This window comes from Prevotella fusca JCM 17724, from assembly GCF_001262015.1.
In the GTDB taxonomy this organism is placed as follows: Bacteria; Bacteroidota; Bacteroidia; order Bacteroidales; family Bacteroidaceae; genus Prevotella; species Prevotella fusca.
In genome coordinates this window covers 681,664-699,593 of record NZ_CP012074.1, presented here as the reverse complement: position 1 = coordinate 699,593, position 17,930 = coordinate 681,664, and the positions used below count along the sequence as shown (strand labels likewise).

Genomic DNA, 17,930 nt, shown 5'->3' with positions numbered 1-17,930 from the left:
TTTACTAATTATATTTTTTCACCTGCATAGTCCATCTTCTTACCGAGAACCGTACAGATAATCATTTGAATATCCTTTATGAATGAATAATGCTTCAAGTAATAGAGGTTCAGTCTGACTTTGTCAGGAAAGATGACCTCATCATTATACTGCGTGGGGTTATCAACTGAAGCCAACAGCTCCTCCTCGTCTCTATACTTCAGACTGGCTGGTCCCGTAATACCTGGCTTCAACTTCAGAATTTCTCTTTCTTCACCTTGCAGCTGATCGGCATAGCCAGGCACATCCGGACGTGGACCAACAAAGCTCATATCGCCCTTGAGAACATTCCACAGTTCAGGTAACTCATCCAACTTGTAACGTCTGAGTTTCTCACCAAGTGGAGTTATACGGCATTGTTCCGTTGAGGCAATAGAAGTTGCATCAGAATCCCGACTTGCCACAGAAGCCTCAGCCTTGACAGTCATCGATCTAAACTTATATACAGTAAACAGTTTACCATACTGTCCCACTCGCTTTTGACAAAACAAAATAGGACCAGGCATCTTCACCTTGATTAGAATTGCTACAACCAATAATACTGGACAGAGAAATAGCAAACCGAACAAAGATGCAAGTTTATCAAATAACCATTTTAAAAACATAATATTAATTTACGGATTCAGGTTTCTATTCTTTACCAACTTTACAAAATAATAGAGGAACTCACCCAAAATAGCTTTCTTATCTTCTTTTCTATAATCATCGAAAGCATCAAAGTTCCAACTCATTATCTGCTTGAACTCTTTCATAGTCAACGAACAACGAAGAATCTTGCCAACAAGAGTTATTATATCACCAAGTATCCACTTAGTTTTTGTCCCCATACGAGGTTGGATTTTGTGTTCATACTTCCCTGAAGTGAAAAGAGAATATACAATATAAGGAATATCAAAACCACCAGCCATTGGTGTTGCTAAACCACCTGTGAATCGAGCATTAACCTCAATAAATACAGCCTCCTTCGTTTCTTCGTTCACCTTGAAATCTATACCACAAACTCCTTTATAATTAACTTTATCTAAAATTAGTTTAGAATATCTCTCTAATTCAGGCATTTCAACCAAGATTCTCTGTGTTGTTGTACCTCCTCCATCTGTCTTCGTCACTAAAGATCTATAAGTACATGCTTGAAAGAACCCATCATGCCTAACACAATCTACACTATAGTCTATACCAGCAAAGAAGTCCTCTATTAAGATATTTTTTTTATCGTATTGAAGTAAAATATTTTTAGCTTCCGTATAATCTTTAGGAAAGAACACACCCTTTGCAGAATTGCCAAATTTCGTTTTAATGACTATCGGATATGTTGCTTGTTTTATATCATCTATAAAGCGAGGAACTGGTACACCAACAGAATTTGATAAAATAGTTGCTTTATGCTTATCAGACAGCTGAATCTGTTTCTCATAGGATTCTATTGTATATATAACATCCTTGGGGAGCTCGTCTATGTGTTTCGCTATAATTAAAGATTCATCATGCGTAGGCATAAGGACTTTAGGGGAATACTCTTTAAGGGCTTTCTTCAAGTCTTCAATAAAGCCTTTTTCATCTTTTTTGAAATCTCGATAAACAAATTTTCCTACACTAAATTTAGAGATACTACAAATATTATAAGATGATGTATCTCCAACAACAACCTTTAATCCTTTTTCATAAAGGCTACGAATAATGTTATAACCTACTCGGTTCCAACAATATGTTACAATAACATCACATTTCATAGTCAACTACTTTTCAAGTTTTTTATATTCTTTGAGTGTTGCCTTCCAAACCTCTTCTTGACGATATCTATCAACTATCATTTTACGAGACTGTGAAGCCATCACCTTTATAAAATCTCTATTTTCTATACACCAATTCATTTCCTTAAATAATGCATCTGCATCTTTAGAAGGAAATATTTTACCATTCTGACCTTCTTTGATAATCTCATTACATCCATTTATATTGGTCACAATTGATGGAATTCCCATTGCACCAGCTTGCAATACTACATTAGGGAAACCCTCTCTATAGCTTGGAAAAACTAAAACATCTGCTGCAATAAAGAATGGACGTACATCTGTTTGATAGCCAACAAAACGTACATCTGGATTATTCCTAAGAAAATCCTCATTAGCACTCTTCAAAGGGTCAAGTTCTGTTTCAAAGCGTCCAACAAGAAGTAACTTTACGTTCTTACCTTCTTTTTGAAAACGTTTCATAGAATCAGATAGTTCATTCATACCCTTATCACCAACGATTCGCCCTATGAATATAAAAACAAAATCATCTTTACTAAGATTTAAGTCTTTACGAATATCTTCTTTACTTCCTGTATATGGCTTTCCGTTTATTCTTGTTTTGGCTGTAAAGTGGTCCGGAGAAAAGTAGTCAATATCAACTCCATTTATATTTCCATTCAGAATAACATTCAACTCCTTTTTTGTTATATGATCCTCCTGCAAAATTTGCTTTACTCCATTTCCTTCTGGAATTACCTTATTTGCAAAGAAACAGGTACAGATTTCCATTCCTTTTAAAATTCTCCTGAAAAAACCATGAGCCCCCTGATAACGTAGTCCTGTAACCGTATAAACTCTATGAGGTACACCAGCAAACCAAGCAGCTATCATCGCTAAAAGACTTCCCTTAGGAGTATTAGCATGCACACACCATGGCTTCTCTTTACGGAACAAACGATACAAGAACCACAAGCCCTTAATATCTTTCACTAAGCTGATAGGACGCTCCAACGGGGCATCCACAACACAGATCCCCTCCCGCTCTCGGACTTTCTGCAGGACACCAGTATCTTTTGCAACACCAATGACATCAAAGTACTGGTTCAAGAACTTTAGCTGCCCTTTCAACAATCCATCTAAAGATATGTCTGCAGTGGTAACGCGAATTAGTTTCTTCTTCATACTTAGAACTCAACACGTTCAAAATTCACATTTCCAATTCTTGCAGCATACTCTGGGAATGCACTCTTCCACATCCCTTCATGCCATAAGCTATATACCTTTTGTGCACCACTGATTAAATAATAGTCTGTGAACATCTTTATATTCTCAGAATCATCAGTTTCACCAGTAGTATCTATATGCTTTACAGTTCCGGGAACTATATATACATCAGGCATTGCTTTTTTAATTTCCTCAATGAATACCATAGAATCCGAAGCTATCATAATCCTTATACCAGGATGCTGTAAAGAAATCTTTTTTACAGAATTGATAGCAGACTCTACCAGCGCGTTCTTTTGATTGTCAGAACCTAACTCTGGATTGATAGCTGTCTCTGTCTTATCGCCTAAGAGGTTCATAAAGCGGGTATGGATTGCAATATAGTTGTCTCCTATCTCTGTCTGATACTGGTCTAAATAACGTTGAAGATAAGCTGTTGGACGGAAAAGTTCTCTATATAATTCTCCCCACTTATAGTCTGTTCCAAAATGAGCATTTACCTTGTCCAAGGAGTTATAGCCATAATAGAAATGAGTCTCCGACGAACGTTTCTTGTATAAACGGGAAGGATTTACGATTTCCCCATAAGCTATAATATTATTATATGACAAAAGACCAAAGTTCATTTGGCTCTCATCAATTAACCAATCATACTGATATGGTTCAAGATATTTGCTTAATACAAACGGATAATTCCAATTCAATTTAAACGGCTTGCCCAATGCTTTGGATATAGCAAAAATGGTAATAAGTCCTTTAAGCCTGTCGAACATTCCACCATGTGGGATTCTACCATCAACCATAAATACAAATGGATAACTGTTGCCCGTCGCATATAAAGAGAACCTTTTCTCCTTCATTATCCTGAACTTCATCAAAGGTTCACGATAACAGCAATCCATGAGCTTAACTAAAATATCTCTTCCTATCATATATTAATATTCAAGTTTCTAAATTCTTCTTCTGGAATACGCTTTTCAGTCCCATTGCCCTAAGGCAGTAACAAATAATTGGGGAGCAACCATTTACCGATTCTATAATTCTACCGACCTCTTATGCCATGACTGTCACAGCGACCAGGCTGATAGCCATTGCCAATCGCTCAAAGTCAGTCATCCACATCTACCTCTTTTGTCAAAATAATTCACCAAGAAAAAGTCTCAATGGTAAGTTGCCTCTCAACTAAGCACAAATTGACGTCCAATAGGTGCTTAATTGAAGCCCAACTGGTGCTTAATTGAAGTCCTATTAAGCACCTTTTTCTGCACAACATTATAACCGCCAGATTACCTGACAGTTACAAATGCGCGAATTATCCTTTCTTTCCTCTGCCCTCCAAGCAAAACCGGCAACAAGTTATGTAAAGATACTTCAAAACTTTCAATGCAAGAAGTCTTTTCTAAATTTCACATAGAAAAGACACCCATCAATACAATTATCTTACAACTCTCTCACACCACTCTGCGCAAGACATAACACAAATGAGGTTCAGAAACTTAATTTCAACATTTCTGTCCGCCATAGAAGAGGATGTTAATTATTTTAATTGGTTGTGTTAACCGAACCACATAATAACACACAAAACACAAGGCACTACCAATCAACGGGATCAAAACAAAGTCTGTAAAAGTTGATGAAATGACAACTTCATTCAATTTTACAAATACTGTCAGTGTCCGCTCAATGATAAAAGTCTGAATGACATATATCCCCAAGGTATATCTTCCAACCGTACTGAGCTTTGACAAAACCTTAACCGCAACCTGTCCCTTTCCCGACATCTTATAGACTATCTCGCAAAGCCCTATTACAACTATCGAGCCGGACAACCCCACCAGCAGCTGGAGAACAAACGCCATAGGACTGTGAAGAATGAAACCAGCATCAACTTTCGCACAGGGAACTGCCCAATGACAGCAGACAGAAACGATGAAAAAAACCGCCGAGCCAAAAAACAGAGCTGCTCTGTAAGCCTGGATACGTCCTTGATACTTATGGATGAAATACCCGATACAGAAATAGAAATACAGGAAATTAATCATCAAAGTTCCGCCATACGGAATGAATAAAAGCACTATCCATGAAAGCAGGAACATAATTTCTACAGGCAGTTTGATACTTTTGGCAACTCGTGCCACAAGGTAACAGGCAAACAACGTTTTAAGAAACCATACACATCCTATTATTTCTCTATGAATACCCCCCCTATATAGACAAACGGTAACCGCTGTGCAGGATATAACCGGAATCAACAGCTGCTTACCCTTTTTCACACAAAGCTCCTTCATCGGCATTTCCAGACTGCGACTGGAGAAATAGCCACACACCAGCATAAACAGCGGCATATTTAAAGAACGTATAATCGGACTGAGATCACTCTCTAAAACTGACATCATGAAATAACAATGACTTATACAAACAAGAAGTATCGCCATAAACTTCACAAGATCCAGATATGCTATCCTATCTTTTCCCATCAGCAGCCACACTTTGATAGACAGAGTTATATCCGCTTACCGTCTTTGAAATATCAAATTCCAACGCCCGTTTATAGCAGCGTTCAGCAACCTCATGATAGTAAGCCTCATCAGCTGCCAGACAATTGATTTCCGCAGCCAGCGACTCTGCATCCTCATGCGGGAAAAGAAGTCCATATCCCTTTGTCACCTCTCGCAGTCCGTTCACGTCAGAAGCAATAAAAGGGCGGTGGGCACTCATCCCTTCCACATTGCTGAGGCTCAACCCTTCCCAGTGAGAAGACATCACAATGATGTCCGCTGCCCGCAGCACATTCGGTATGTCCGTGCGCAAACCCAGAAACCTTACCCGGTCGCTGACACCAAGTTTACCAGCCAACTGACTGACAAGAGCCTGACGCACACCGACACCGGCAAACCAGACTTCATAACTGTTTTTGTCCAAAAGGCTTAAAGCCCTTACTATCGTGTCCTGGTCCTTGGCTTCCCTGAATCCGGCAACCATGAGAATCGCTTTCCTCTGCTCTTTCAGAGACAAAAGTCCGGCATCGGGAACAATGTTGCTGATAGCATGAACATCTACCCCGTTATTAATGGTTGATATGCGGTTATATCGTGGCTTCGTCTCGTCCTGCCAGTCTCCTCTCATATATTCCCGCAGTTTCTCTTCAGCAATCCGGCTTATACAAATTACGTGTCGGTATTTTCCATACATCCAGCTTTCAACCGGGGCATACCACTTCCAATCGCGTTTGCGATTGGAAGTGTTATGCTCGGTGGAGACGAGCTCCACCGAGCATAACACTTTCGCAATAGCAGCAAACAGTTGCGGCGATGAGTTATGTGTATGAACAATGTCATACCCTCTCATTATCTTTGCCAGCTTCAATATATAGAGCGGGTTGTAAACCCCATGTCCCAGCGCATATATCTTCGTTTGTGGGCTCTCTTTCTTCAGTCTATTAGTCAATGGCGTTTCTGTACCATTAAAAACGCACAAATCTACAGTATGCCCTAATGCCTGCAACCTTGGTATTAAATTAACTACCAAAGTTTCAGCACCGCCCATTTCCAAGGATGTAATGACTTGTAAAATTCTCATTAAAACTCAATCCTTTAAAATTATTTCTATTTCATATACTTCCATTTCCAATACTTATAAAGCAGAAGTCCTGGAACAAGGTTGAGAAAAACAAGCAGTTTATATTCACATTGAAAGAGTTCTCTAAGACTTCTTTTACCAAAAAGAGAATATACTATATACAGCAAAGTTTCTTTAATACGTATCTTGAAAGAGAACTCCTTAGACATAGTCATTAAAGAACCATACGCCATTAAAGTTGGACATTTAAATCTTAACGCACGTCCCGAATCAGATAAGCCACCTTCCAAATATTCTGTTATATAAATGATTTTATTCACAAAAAGCATATTATATTTTTTTGCAAGCCAAATCCATGCAACCGATTCCGAAATAAATTTCTCACCTTCAACTTCTGGAAATTGGAAATTACGTAATTTCTTTGTTACCCACACTTCTGCCTTATCTCCATTAACATTCTTGTTGAAACGTTCTTCTATAAAATTGCCAATGTAATCTCCTGTATAAGCATCACCAATTCGATCTATATTGGAAAATCCTCGCAAATACCCAATTCCACAAAGATTTTCTTTATTAGCAATACTATTCCAATCTGAAATGATTGTAGCAACTGCATCTTGTATCAAAACATCATCAGAATCAACAATAAAAAGCAACTCTGTTTGTACCTTTTTAAAAGCAACATTCAATGCAGAATGTTTTCCTCCATTCTTCTTATAAATATATTTTATAGGAAAGCCTTCTGATGATGATGACATTTTCTGAATAAATTGTCCGACAAGTTCCTCTGTATTATCAGAACTACCATCATCTATACATAACCATTCAAAATCTTTGCAACTCTGCTGACAAAGACTTTCAAATAATAGAGATAGTTTATCAGCCCTATTATAAGTAGGTGTAACAATTGTTATGATTTTATTTTTCATTCTTCAGATTTATTCTTAATCGTGGGAGAATATATTTTACAACAAGACTATTAAAAAGCCAAGAAGCAGGTTTATAGAAAAAATAATGCTTAAGTATCAAATTAATCATCCAAGCCATACACAGAGGTTTCATTCCTGCCCCATTCGGAAAGATTGGATAAAATTCTACTTCTCTTGCTCGAGACCTGATTCGCTTAAAATTTCTATAATCATATTGAGAAGACAACATTCTACTGAACCCAAACATTTTCTTTGCATTCAGTGCATTATAGCAAGCTAACACAACACCTTCCTTTTCATCACCTTTTACACTCTTAGCTATACTTAATATATCATAGAAAGACGACAGATAATCCTCAACACATCGTCTTGTATGTTTTACATCACGCTTGGTTGTTGCACTATCTTCATGTACAACATAACGATAAATGTCTGTTGAAACCACAGCTGTTCGTGGGTTATGAAGAAACACATTAGCAACAAACAATTGGTCTTCTCCTACAATATACTTATTATTAAAGTGAATATGGTTGCGAATCAAGAACTCTCTCCTATAAAAACATAACCAACAGAAAGAAACAAAACCCGACTGTCTAATCAAATCATGTCCACTCCCCATAAAAATCACATCAGATGTAAGGGCTTTCTTTGGCCAAAAATCATAGCTGCTCTTATACTGAATGACATCATACTCTTCTTGACATTTAACAGCAGAAAAAGCTGTATACAATCCATTATCTAAAAGATAATCATCCGAATCTACCAATACTATCCATTCCCCTGTCGAATGTTCTAGACCATTGTTCCGTGCAGCACAAACACCTTGATTGTTTTGGCTCAACACTTTTATCCTATGATTATTTTCTGCATACTCCTGACATATAGACAGAGAACTATCAGTACTCCCATCATTAACTAATAGAATCTCATAACTATACAAACCTTGGCGAAGAAGTGAATCAAGGCATTTACGCAAATATCCCTCTGCATTATAAACAGGAACAACGATACTAAACTTTGGTTTATCCATAGCTACAGAAACTTCTTATACAAATTTATTCTTTTGGTGAAAGAATAAAATGAGGTAAACTGATATATTCCTCACTTTTCACGAATTTTCTGGCATCAAGATTACCTTTGATATGTGCTGTCAAAAATCTTGGAGAAAATTGAAGGATGGAATAAACCAATCTAACGCTACAACTCAATAGAAATCTATAAGCATAAGCCAATTGATTTTTTAATTTATCGACTGATGTGTTTCTTGGCAAGTCATAAACACAACGATACCAAGTCAAGTACTGTGACATGGCACGATAATAAATCTTATCGTATGATTTCTGACTGGCTTTATTAGTATTTGCATCTAAATGAAGAACTCCAGAGTCATACCACATTAATAGTTTAAATCCATTCTCTATTATCTTCTGATACATCAACTGGTCTTCACCAAACGTACCAGCAGGATACTTGTCAATCCATACCTCATGTTCATAATGAATAGCTTTCCATACTTTTGTCTTCATAAAGACTGCAGTTCCTGCAGCACTTTCTGTAGGATAGATTGCTCCTTTCTCGGGATTACTATTAAAGGAGAATGCTCCAGAACGTTGAATACGTATAGCCCATCCATCGTTTTTTCGTCCTTTAACCGTATTAGTCAGATATGCTCCCGCCTTTGAAAAAAAACTCATACTTTGAGAAGGAAAAGTATCTGGTGCAATACCATCAGCATTATACTTTCGTAAAGCATTATACATCTTTTCAACAGCATCTTCAGGGAAATAAACATCATCATCAATAATTAGCACATACTCTTCTTCTACCATATTAGCGGCAGCTCGTTGATGCACTAACCCCTTTGGAGTATCTATATACTCCTCCATACCCACTTGCTCTTTCGGACGTTCAAACCCATGAGCAAGATGCACATAAATATGTTCAGGCTTCACTGTTTGATTGTGAAGTGACTGCAACTCTTGAATGTACTTATCCCCAGCTTTTCCAACTGTACGGATAGCAACAGAATATTTGAATTTAGAATTCTGCATAAAAATAGAATTTATTAATCAGTAGCAATAAGCCTATACTATAAATAATCATTATGGTATATATATATCAATGGCTGGCCTATAAAACTTATCAGCATCATATCCATTGTCATACTCGTACTTATAATAAATAGGGTCATTAGTCCGATGACCATTTGTGAGGAAAGACTTATATGGACTTAAAAGTATCCCCCAATCAAATATTATACGCAGATAGAGTACTGTTACAAGCATATATACCATCTTCATATAATTATCTAACTTTCCCCTTTTTGAGGACAAGAAAGAGAGTGTATATATAATACCTAACATATAATACCAACTTTGTCGACCTGCATTAGAAGAGTGGAGAAAGATTAGGAGGATAATACAAAACATCAGAGATGCGTTCAAATATATAAGATTTTTTCTATCTTTCGGTATTTCATCATAACGAGAAAAAATTAAGTATATCATAACCAGAACCTCAAGCACATAATCAACTCGGATACCAGGATAATCATCAGCATAACTGGAAGCTCTTTGAATATCCAAGGCATCGTCATAAAGATGATATACAGACATCGGCAATCCTGAAGCACCTATAAGAAATGACAGTATTAAAACTGTAACAATAGTTGATTTCTTCCATTTCCTTTCTGGTAAAAAATAGAACACAAAAAATATAATAGCAGAATTATGGAACTTGTAAGCAATAAACCAAAGTATTAAAAAAGGAACAAATTTCTTTTTTATTACATATTGATAAGACAGCCAAGCACAACTTGCCGCCATTACTTGTCGCAAATAAGTAAATGTAAAGAAGAACCATAGTCCCATAAAAATTAAGATAGAAATAGGATACTTCATGAAGATATCACGGAGAGAAAAAAACAAAAGTGAATAGACGAAGAGTGTTGTAATAAGAATAAATATATATCGATTAGGAGTTATATAAGCTACTAAGCAATTCCATATTACATACGACATTTCTTTACTATATCCCATAAGAGGACTTTCTGGATTTAGGAAAGGACCACCTGCACGAATTCTATCAGCATTTGAATCAAAAAGATCACAATAAATATAACGGTCATAACCGCCCAGCATATCACCTAAACCTACAACTAATGCCAATATTGACAAAATACCTATAAGCCATTCAATAGTGAGGTCACGTCGACTTCTAAACAAGGAAAAACAAATGGCAGAAACAACTATGTATAAAAAAACAAATAACATATCATATTATTTTAGACAATAATAAAAACATCTCTATAACGAATCGTGTGAATAATCCTTCTTGTGTTCTCGCATTACAAGCAGACGATATACTTATTTTTAGTTCATCTACTTCTTATTAGATACTAATGAGTCTTATTATAAAATAAAGAATAAAGCTGCTGTGCAATACTACTTCCAGCATGAAAGCTCAGTACTGCTTGTCGCCCCTTCTCGGCAATATTTTCATACAGAGAAGGACTTGAACATATTTGCTGCAACATTGTAACAACTTCATTAACTTTATTATATTGCAAACAGGAGACTTTATCTTCTACGGCTATATTCTCTAATGCATACCATGATCCTATAACTAATAAACCATTAGCAATTGCGTCAAGAACTTTTCCCTTAGTGCCAGTACCAATACTAATAGGCGTAATCTGTATATCATGCTTGCAGATCTCATCTATATAATCAGGAGCAAACTTAATATGACAAACTTCATATCCCACATCACTTAGAGTTTTAACATGACTTTCCCAGCCCTTTCCCAAGAAAGTAATAATATAATGATTTTTTAACTCTGATAAAGATTTGGTATTTACCAAACTTTCTATCAATTCATCTGAATCCTGACGCATATATATATTATACTGCCCAGCTATTAAAATCTTTATTTTAGGTGATGAAAAAGAGATAGACTTTGCAGGAACAGCAACATGATAATGAGGATGCCTTAAAAAACGTGCTTGAATCTCTGGATTTATTTCTTTCAAAAAAGCAACATCTGCTTCACCTACTAAATGATAATATACTGATGAAGAAGTATCAAAGTTCCTTTCCATTCCTAAATACTTCGGATACATAGATGCTATCCTCAAATATCCTTGTGTGCTCATCATCGTAAAACGCTTACCAAGCATTCTATAGTAATAAAGAGACTCACAATCAGGCAACGTATGTACTCGTTTAAAATCCTTTAACTGCTTGCTGACACAAGAAAGCTCCTCACCATAAATCCATATACCATCAGCATTCTCTTTGACAATAAAATATAATTGTGAAGCAGTTAAACGGAAATAATTACCAATAGGGAACTTCATAAAAAACCTAAAAGGTGAAAGAAACTTAAGTATAAAATTATACCACCATGGTACTGGTAACATGTGGATCTTTATATCAAGTTCTTTTGCAACGGAATCTATCTGTTCCTTTGACAACCCATTTAAATTATACGAATACAAAATAACTTCTATATTCTTTTCTCTACCTGCTAATAAATGAAAAGGCAATGCACTCGTACCACGAATGTTTTCTGCAGCAGGCATCATCATAGATATCATAATAATTCTCATAGCAGTATATAGTTAAGTTAAAAAGTTTTACATAAATTCACTCTATTAAAAAAGAGATGTTTAGGATAAACCTAACAAATAACATTTTTTTTACTGAGTCAAATTTTCCATGCATAGGATATAAGTTTTCTTTCTTAAGTTCAGCAATAATAGCAGAATTTATCCCTAATATACGCCAACTCTTCTTGTTTCGATATAGAGAGTATACCAAGCCAAATAAAACATTCTGGCTTCGATTAAATATCACACTACTTAACTGTGGATTTGTAACTTTAAAAGAAAGTGCTAATCTACGGAAAGACTTAATTATATAGATATCATCCTTAATATACTTTATCTTCTTTTCCGGCACCATTGATTTGCTGGTGGAATTTGGATGATAGATATACAGATAAGGAATTATATCACTAAACACAACACGTTGCGCACATGGCATTAGTCTATATGTTAGTTCTACATCCTGATGTGTAATACCTTTCACGAAGAATATATCATTATCAATAAATAACTGTTTTTTTGTAATTAAAGCACAGATAGAAGAAGGATTATAACCAGAAAGAACAGCCTCTACGCCTGATAAGATCTTATTATGTTCAAGAGTAGGCTGGCAACATTCAAGATCTAAATTCTCTCCTCCTTCTGTTACATTCTGAAGTTGAACAGCTAAAATATCCAAGTTATTATACTTATCTATAGCCTCAATAATCTTTGACAACTGTTCACTTATAAGTTTATCATCAGCATCTACACACCAGACATACTCACCTTGACAAGTTTTTATTCCATGATTTCTGGCTGTACTTTGCCCTTGGTTTTCTTGACTTAAGTATGTTATATTTGAATACTTTGAAGCATAGTTTTGGGCAATCTCTGGAGAATTATCCTTTGATCCATCATTAACTATAACAATTTCATACTCCTCTTTTAGTAAATCAGAGTCAAGAATGGAGTCTAAGCAAGCCCCTATGTACTTCTCTGCATTATACATTGGGATTATTATGCTAAGTTTATATTTATAGTCTACCATCTACAAGAGTTCTATTTAAGAAGCCTTTGACATCATAGATAACACCATTCTCATTCAATCTCTCTCGCCAGTCTGTATCAGCAAATTGCTTGTGAGATACCGCAAGAATAATTGCATCATATTTCTTGTCTTTCGGTAAAGTCTCAACAGCTTCAATTCCATATTCTTTCTTCACCTTACCAACATTAGCCCATGGGTCAAAGACTGTGATATTTGAGGTATACTCTGACAATGTTGAATAGATATCAACAACTTTCGTATTACGAACATCTGGACAATTCTCCTTAAAGGTAATACCAAGTATCAAGATATTAGAATCCTTGACAAGTACGCCTTTCTTATTCATCAACTTGATTGTCTGATTTGCAACATAATCTCCCATACCGTCATTCAATCTACGTGCTGCAGACATAATACGTGGCAAAACACCATATACCTGTGCTTTCTGAATGAGATAATAAGGGTCTACACTAATACAATGACCACCAACTAAACCTGGATTCAACTTAATGAAATTCCATTTAGAAGCAGCAGCATCTATAACGTCTCTTGTATCAATACCCATTGCATTAAAAATCTTAGCCAACTCATTCATAAATGCAATATTCACATCACGCTGAGAGTTTTCAATGATCTTTGAGGCTTCAGCAACCTTAATAGAAGATGCTTTATGCGTTCCGTTAATAAGAACTGCATTATACACACTGTCAACCAAGTCTGCAACTTCTGGAGTAGAACCAGATGTTACTTTCTTAATTTTCTCTACAGTATGTTCCTTGTCACCTGGATTAATTCGTTCTGGAGAATAACCAGCAAAGAAATCTTTATTAAAAATCAAACCTGAAACTCTCTCTACAACAGGCAAACATTCCTCTTCTGTCACACCAGGATAAACTGTTGACTCATAAACAACAATATCTCCCTTGGAAATAACTTTACCTACAGTCTCACTTGCACTCCAAAGAGGCTTCAAGTCTGGACGATTGTTTACATCGACAGGAGTTGGTACAGCAACAACATAGAAATTACAATCTTTAATTTCATTAAGATTGGTTGTACAGACAAATCCATTCTTCAATGCTGACTGCAATAATTCGTCTGATACTTCTAATGTAGCATCATGACCAGCCATCAACGCATCAATGCGACTCTGATTCATATCAAAGCCAACAGTCTTGAACTTTGTTGAAAACAATCTTGCCAGTGGCAAGCCGACATACCCTAAGCCAATAACGGCAATTTTAATATTTTCTAATTTCATAATTCTATTTTATTTTCAATTTTGTTAGTAAAAAAAGATATCGGTTTATCTATTAAACTAAAAAGAAAAACTCTCACCTTATCCATTAGCATACATGTTACTGACACAATTATAGCAAAAGCTATGACTATAACAAACAAGAAGTATGGATTCATGTGTATAAGTTTCATAAAAGGTTGAACATATATAACTTCTCTCATTAATGGGTGCTCATGTATCAAATAAATTGCCAAAGAAGAACTTGCCATATAGTTAATCCACCTGTTTTTGAAAGATAAATTTCTAAACAAACAGAAAATAGAGATAGACATTATCAAAAGAAAAGGAGAATTATACACATAAGTATATGCCATAAAATGAATAAAAAGAGAATGAGTATCAGGAAGAAGATACCCCCCCCCGAGCACCATTAAAGAAAGTAGAAGAATAAAAAAGTGAAAACGATTAGTAAGGAACTTACTACTTTCATCTGTTAAAGAAATTCTCCGGATTCCTCCACCTACTATATATATAAAGATAAAATACACAATATTTTTACCATCAATAGATATGTTAGTCTTCCTTAATAAACCAAACCAGAATATTAAAGATGCTAGAATAAGAACCAAAGATTTATACTGGCGATTTGATAGATTAACAAGTAACTTGTTGACAAATGGACTTAATAAAAGTAATTCAATATAAACAGTTATGAACCAATAATAATTACCACTTATAGGCAACAGACTTTTAATGACATCTATAGAAGACCCAAGACTAAAAACATAGACACCTATTAAAGTTAATAATAAAGAATAGAAAGTTACTTGTAAGATTAGGTTTATAAGTACTTTTATTCGTAAATTAATACCAAAATAGCCTGATATTAAAACAAAAATAATAACAGCTGTATGAAATATAACATCAATACAAGCGAACCCCTTACTACTAAACCCAGGAGCAATTACCGAAGAAATTATATGATGCATTACAATAAATACCATCAATATAATTCTTAAGAGTTCAATGTTAGAATCTCTTGTTTTTTTACTTACGCCCATTATGTAAATAAGAATTAACTCTTGAAACGACGAAACTACGTGAATTACTATCTAGAACAAAATAAAAAGATAATATTGTTATAAGAGTAGTAGAAATTAAAGTAATGGTTACAAGTGCCCATATATCGCTTTGGAAAGAACTATCAATAAACGACACCACTCCAAAAGTTATTCCCCCCAATAGAGTTACTGCTAAAACAGTATGTACAACATAGTCATAAACCGAGAAACATTCTAATTCATGTTTCAAAACCCACAAAAAAATCCCACATGCTATTAAGGAAGTAATAAGGTTAAACATGAAAGCATATACATAGGAGTGCGTCCAGAAAACTATAAGATAAGTTATTGCTACAGATAACAAATATTCTAAACCACAAAAGATATTAGCTTTTTTTATATTTCCTGTTGCTGTAATTGCCGAATATAGTAAAGGATTGAAACTATTAAAAAAGTTTTTTATCAATAAAATCTGACATATCACAACAGCACCTGTTGGGATTTCTTTTAACCACACCCCCATTAAAAAATCCATTTTAATAATAATAGGGATAGAGATAAGTAGAATACAAATTGAAGAGAATTTTCCGCCGATTGAAATCAAATAATTCATTCGTTTAAAATCAGACTCCACATAGCCCTTTATGATTTGTGGAGTGAATGCTGTAGTTATATTTCCAATAAAAGAATACAACAACCCCTGAACTTGCGTAGCAATTCCTACGGCAGCATTAATGATTGTTCCAAAAAAAAGATTGACAATAATATTAACACCTTGCTGTAAAACAGTTAATGACACATTTCCTAACAATGTCCAACCTGAAAACTTGAGCAATTTTGGTAATAGTTCTCTATCTAAGATTCTGACGAAACGACTCTCAGAGAAACTTCTGACACAATATATGCGATAGTAAACTATGATACAGACAGATACGACCATATACAGTATACTATACAAAACAAGATGGTCAAGCATACTATAAAGAGTTACAAAAGCTATTACCAATTTCAAGCAAGCACTTAGAACCTCAATAACAGCAAATACACCAAACCGTTCATGTGAAGTTATCAAAGAGTTATAAGGAACCTGTGTTATACTCAATGCCGTAGAAATAATGGCAGACTGGTATACCCAATTAGCGGCAACCATCCTGTCAGGACATATAACTAACTGGGTATTGACAAACCAAAGTCCAACTGTTTCTGCTACTAAAATAAATAAAATAGATAAGCCTATGTGAATGCTTAAAGCAGTAGAAAAGGTTCTCTGGGTCTTCTCAAAATCATGTTCACCCAAGCTATAAGTGATATAACGGCTGGTTGCTCCACTAAGAGAAGAAGTAAGCATATTTGCCAAGACTACTATACCACCCACTAAATTATAAATACCATAATCAGATACACCCAGTGCCTGTAAAACAATACGAGAGGTATAAAAGCCAATTGCCATGCTAATAAACATGCGCAAATAGAGCATACCTGCATTTTTAACAATTAATTTGTTGGATGACATAAAATTATAGTAATAATATTCAGTAGAAACAAACTAGTACTCTTTTAGGCTACTCCAAATATTTTTAGATGTATAACCATAAGACGTACCAACAAAACTATCATAAGTTTTCTCACTTATATATTGTGAAAAAGAAACAATGTAAGATAAGTCTAACTATCCTTATTATTATCTATAAAATAATAATTGAAAATATCGAGGCTATAAAGGATAATTATCACACTTCCCCCTAAGAACTCTTTTTAATGTTTCCGACACTTTCGGACATATTGTACGAAGGCTTCGGACAGAGTGTACGAGACTGCCGGACAACGATAAATGATAGTTTATTAGATTGAATTAAAACACTGTTATTGTAAAACTGACTCAATACTTATTCTTAAAAAGATACTGATTCAAAAGTTCTTTCATATTCGGGCTCGTCATATCCATATTTCTTGAATAGAGCTTTTACATCATCTGCCATCAGCTGAGTGAAAAGATAGCCCTTCTCAGCTTTGCTGTAACGATAAAAGTTGCTACGTCCACGAAAATATCTGTAGATTTCATTGCGAAGATCTGGTAAATCCTTGCGACGCACCTCATCGAAGAAATGAGCAAAGCCTGCATGACAAGTGACAAGTTTCTTCTCTTGAAATTTCTTACAACAACCATTCACAAGATTTTCTGCCATAAGAGCTGAAGGATAAATTGCTTCTCCCCATGTATTACTTGATGGTTGTAACTTAAAATACAAATGGTGAAGACAGTTTTCTTTTACAGTACAACTTTCAAGAAAGCAGACTTCATAACTTTTAGGGAAAAAGTCCAAGTTCAATGATTTAATTGAATCCATAGGTATATTATATTAAAGCATTCTCATAGTAACTTAATAAAAAATAACTATACAACTTCATTGACTTTGTAATATAGATATTGGGAAACTCCTAAAAATTCTACAGTAACATTCACTTTATGACTACTTTAGTAAAAAACT

Annotated in this window: 16 protein-coding genes; all 16 read right to left on the bottom strand. The window is 35.1% G+C overall.

Going from position 1 to position 17,930, the window contains the following annotated elements:
* Window positions 1-8: 8 nt before the first annotated feature.
* The 16 genes from ADJ77_RS02825 to ADJ77_RS02750 all read right to left on the bottom strand — a co-directional run bounded on the left by ADJ77_RS02825 (window position 9) and on the right by ADJ77_RS02750 (window position 17,789).
* Window positions 9-644 (bottom strand): sugar transferase, encoded by a 636-nt coding sequence (locus tag ADJ77_RS02825; RefSeq protein WP_025078938.1) that lies wholly within the window; start codon window positions 642-644, stop codon window positions 9-11.
* A 9-nt stretch (window positions 645-653) separates the two neighbouring features.
* Window positions 654-1,769, bottom strand: a complete 1,116-nt coding sequence (locus tag ADJ77_RS02820; RefSeq protein WP_025078939.1) for an ATP-grasp domain-containing protein — start codon at window positions 1,767-1,769, stop codon at window positions 654-656.
* 6 nt (window positions 1,770-1,775) lie between these two features.
* Window positions 1,776-2,954: a glycosyltransferase family 4 protein gene (locus tag ADJ77_RS02815; protein ID WP_025078940.1), complete on the bottom strand. Its 1,179-nt coding sequence runs from the start codon at window positions 2,952-2,954 to the stop codon at window positions 1,776-1,778.
* Window positions 2,955-2,956: 2 nt separating this feature from the next.
* A complete protein-coding gene (locus ADJ77_RS02810) occupies window positions 2,957-3,928 on the bottom strand; it encodes an O-fucosyltransferase family protein (protein ID WP_234398160.1) in 972 nt (323 codons plus the stop codon).
* Window positions 3,929-4,498: 570 nt separating this feature from the next.
* Window positions 4,499-5,431 (bottom strand): acyltransferase family protein, encoded by a 933-nt coding sequence (locus ADJ77_RS02805; protein WP_244148554.1) that lies wholly within the window; start codon window positions 5,429-5,431, stop codon window positions 4,499-4,501.
* Window positions 5,432-5,459: 28 nt separating this feature from the next.
* On the bottom strand, window positions 5,460-6,575 hold the full coding sequence (locus ADJ77_RS02800; protein ID WP_025078943.1) for a glycosyltransferase: 1,116 nt from the start codon (window positions 6,573-6,575) through the stop codon (window positions 5,460-5,462).
* Between the two features lie 26 nt (window positions 6,576-6,601).
* Window positions 6,602-7,504 (bottom strand): glycosyltransferase family 2 protein, encoded by a 903-nt coding sequence (locus ADJ77_RS02795; RefSeq protein ID WP_025078944.1) that lies wholly within the window; start codon window positions 7,502-7,504, stop codon window positions 6,602-6,604.
* Window positions 7,494-8,534: a glycosyltransferase gene (locus tag ADJ77_RS02790; protein WP_025078945.1), complete on the bottom strand. Its 1,041-nt coding sequence runs from the start codon at window positions 8,532-8,534 to the stop codon at window positions 7,494-7,496. The genes ADJ77_RS02795 and ADJ77_RS02790 overlap by 11 nt, the downstream gene beginning before the upstream one ends.
* A 25-nt stretch (window positions 8,535-8,559) precedes the next feature.
* Window positions 8,560-9,555, bottom strand: a complete 996-nt coding sequence (locus ADJ77_RS02785) for a glycosyltransferase family A protein (protein WP_025078946.1) — start codon at window positions 9,553-9,555, stop codon at window positions 8,560-8,562.
* 51 nt (window positions 9,556-9,606) lie between these two features.
* On the bottom strand, window positions 9,607-10,776 hold the full coding sequence (locus ADJ77_RS02780) for an EpsG family protein (RefSeq protein WP_082224140.1): 1,170 nt from the start codon (window positions 10,774-10,776) through the stop codon (window positions 9,607-9,609).
* Between the two features lie 125 nt (window positions 10,777-10,901).
* A complete protein-coding gene (locus ADJ77_RS02775; protein ID WP_025078948.1) occupies window positions 10,902-12,113 on the bottom strand; it encodes a glycosyltransferase in 1,212 nt (403 codons plus the stop codon).
* Between the two features lie 37 nt (window positions 12,114-12,150).
* Window positions 12,151-13,140, bottom strand: a complete 990-nt coding sequence (locus tag ADJ77_RS02770; RefSeq protein ID WP_025078949.1) for a glycosyltransferase — start codon at window positions 13,138-13,140, stop codon at window positions 12,151-12,153.
* A complete protein-coding gene (locus ADJ77_RS02765) occupies window positions 13,127-14,401 on the bottom strand; it encodes a nucleotide sugar dehydrogenase (RefSeq protein ID WP_025078950.1) in 1,275 nt (424 codons plus the stop codon). Before ADJ77_RS02765 ends, ADJ77_RS02770 begins: the two co-directional genes overlap by 14 nt.
* Window positions 14,398-15,441, bottom strand: coding sequence for an acyltransferase (locus tag ADJ77_RS02760; protein WP_050696000.1), 1,044 nt, complete (start codon window positions 15,439-15,441; stop codon window positions 14,398-14,400). Before ADJ77_RS02760 ends, ADJ77_RS02765 begins: the two co-directional genes overlap by 4 nt.
* Entirely contained in the window at window positions 15,428-16,954 is a 1,527-nt protein-coding gene (locus tag ADJ77_RS02755) for an MATE family efflux transporter (RefSeq protein ID WP_050695999.1), read from the bottom strand. Before ADJ77_RS02755 ends, ADJ77_RS02760 begins: the two co-directional genes overlap by 14 nt.
* A 379-nt stretch (window positions 16,955-17,333) precedes the next feature.
* Window positions 17,334-17,789 (bottom strand): DUF6078 family protein, encoded by a 456-nt coding sequence (locus ADJ77_RS02750; RefSeq protein WP_042741065.1) that lies wholly within the window; start codon window positions 17,787-17,789, stop codon window positions 17,334-17,336.
* Window positions 17,790-17,930: the final 141 nt, after the last annotated feature.

Excerpts from the sequence above, each read along its gene's own strand:
- ADJ77_RS02825 (WP_025078938.1), bottom strand. The coding sequence starts at position 644 with ATGTTTTTAAAATGGTTATTTGATAAACTTGCATCTTTGTTCGGTTTG.
- ADJ77_RS02820 (WP_025078939.1), bottom strand. The coding sequence starts at position 1,769 with ATGAAATGTGATGTTATTGTAACATATTGTTGGAACCGAGTAGGTTAT.
- ADJ77_RS02815 (WP_025078940.1), bottom strand. The coding sequence starts at position 2,954 with ATGAAGAAGAAACTAATTCGCGTTACCACTGCAGACATATCTTTAGAT.
- ADJ77_RS02810 (WP_234398160.1), bottom strand. The coding sequence starts at position 3,928 with ATGATAGGAAGAGATATTTTAGTTAAGCTCATGGATTGCTGTTATCGT.
- ADJ77_RS02805 (WP_244148554.1), bottom strand. The coding sequence starts at position 5,431 with ATGGCGATACTTCTTGTTTGTATAAGTCATTGTTATTTCATGATGTCA.
- ADJ77_RS02800 (WP_025078943.1), bottom strand. The coding sequence starts at position 6,575 with ATGAGAATTTTACAAGTCATTACATCCTTGGAAATGGGCGGTGCTGAA.
- ADJ77_RS02795 (WP_025078944.1), bottom strand. The coding sequence starts at position 7,504 with ATGAAAAATAAAATCATAACAATTGTTACACCTACTTATAATAGGGCT.
- ADJ77_RS02790 (WP_025078945.1), bottom strand. The coding sequence starts at position 8,534 with ATGGATAAACCAAAGTTTAGTATCGTTGTTCCTGTTTATAATGCAGAG.
- ADJ77_RS02785 (WP_025078946.1), bottom strand. The coding sequence starts at position 9,555 with ATGCAGAATTCTAAATTCAAATATTCTGTTGCTATCCGTACAGTTGGA.
- ADJ77_RS02780 (WP_082224140.1), bottom strand. The coding sequence starts at position 10,776 with ATGTTATTTGTTTTTTTATACATAGTTGTTTCTGCCATTTGTTTTTCC.
- ADJ77_RS02775 (WP_025078948.1), bottom strand. The coding sequence starts at position 12,113 with ATGAGAATTATTATGATATCTATGATGATGCCTGCTGCAGAAAACATT.
- ADJ77_RS02770 (WP_025078949.1), bottom strand. The coding sequence starts at position 13,140 with ATGGTAGACTATAAATATAAACTTAGCATAATAATCCCAATGTATAAT.
- ADJ77_RS02765 (WP_025078950.1), bottom strand. The coding sequence starts at position 14,401 with ATGAAATTAGAAAATATTAAAATTGCCGTTATTGGCTTAGGGTATGTC.
- ADJ77_RS02760 (WP_050696000.1), bottom strand. The coding sequence starts at position 15,441 with ATGGGCGTAAGTAAAAAAACAAGAGATTCTAACATTGAACTCTTAAGA.
- ADJ77_RS02755 (WP_050695999.1), bottom strand. The coding sequence starts at position 16,954 with ATGTCATCCAACAAATTAATTGTTAAAAATGCAGGTATGCTCTATTTG.
- ADJ77_RS02750 (WP_042741065.1), bottom strand. The coding sequence starts at position 17,789 with ATGGATTCAATTAAATCATTGAACTTGGACTTTTTCCCTAAAAGTTAT.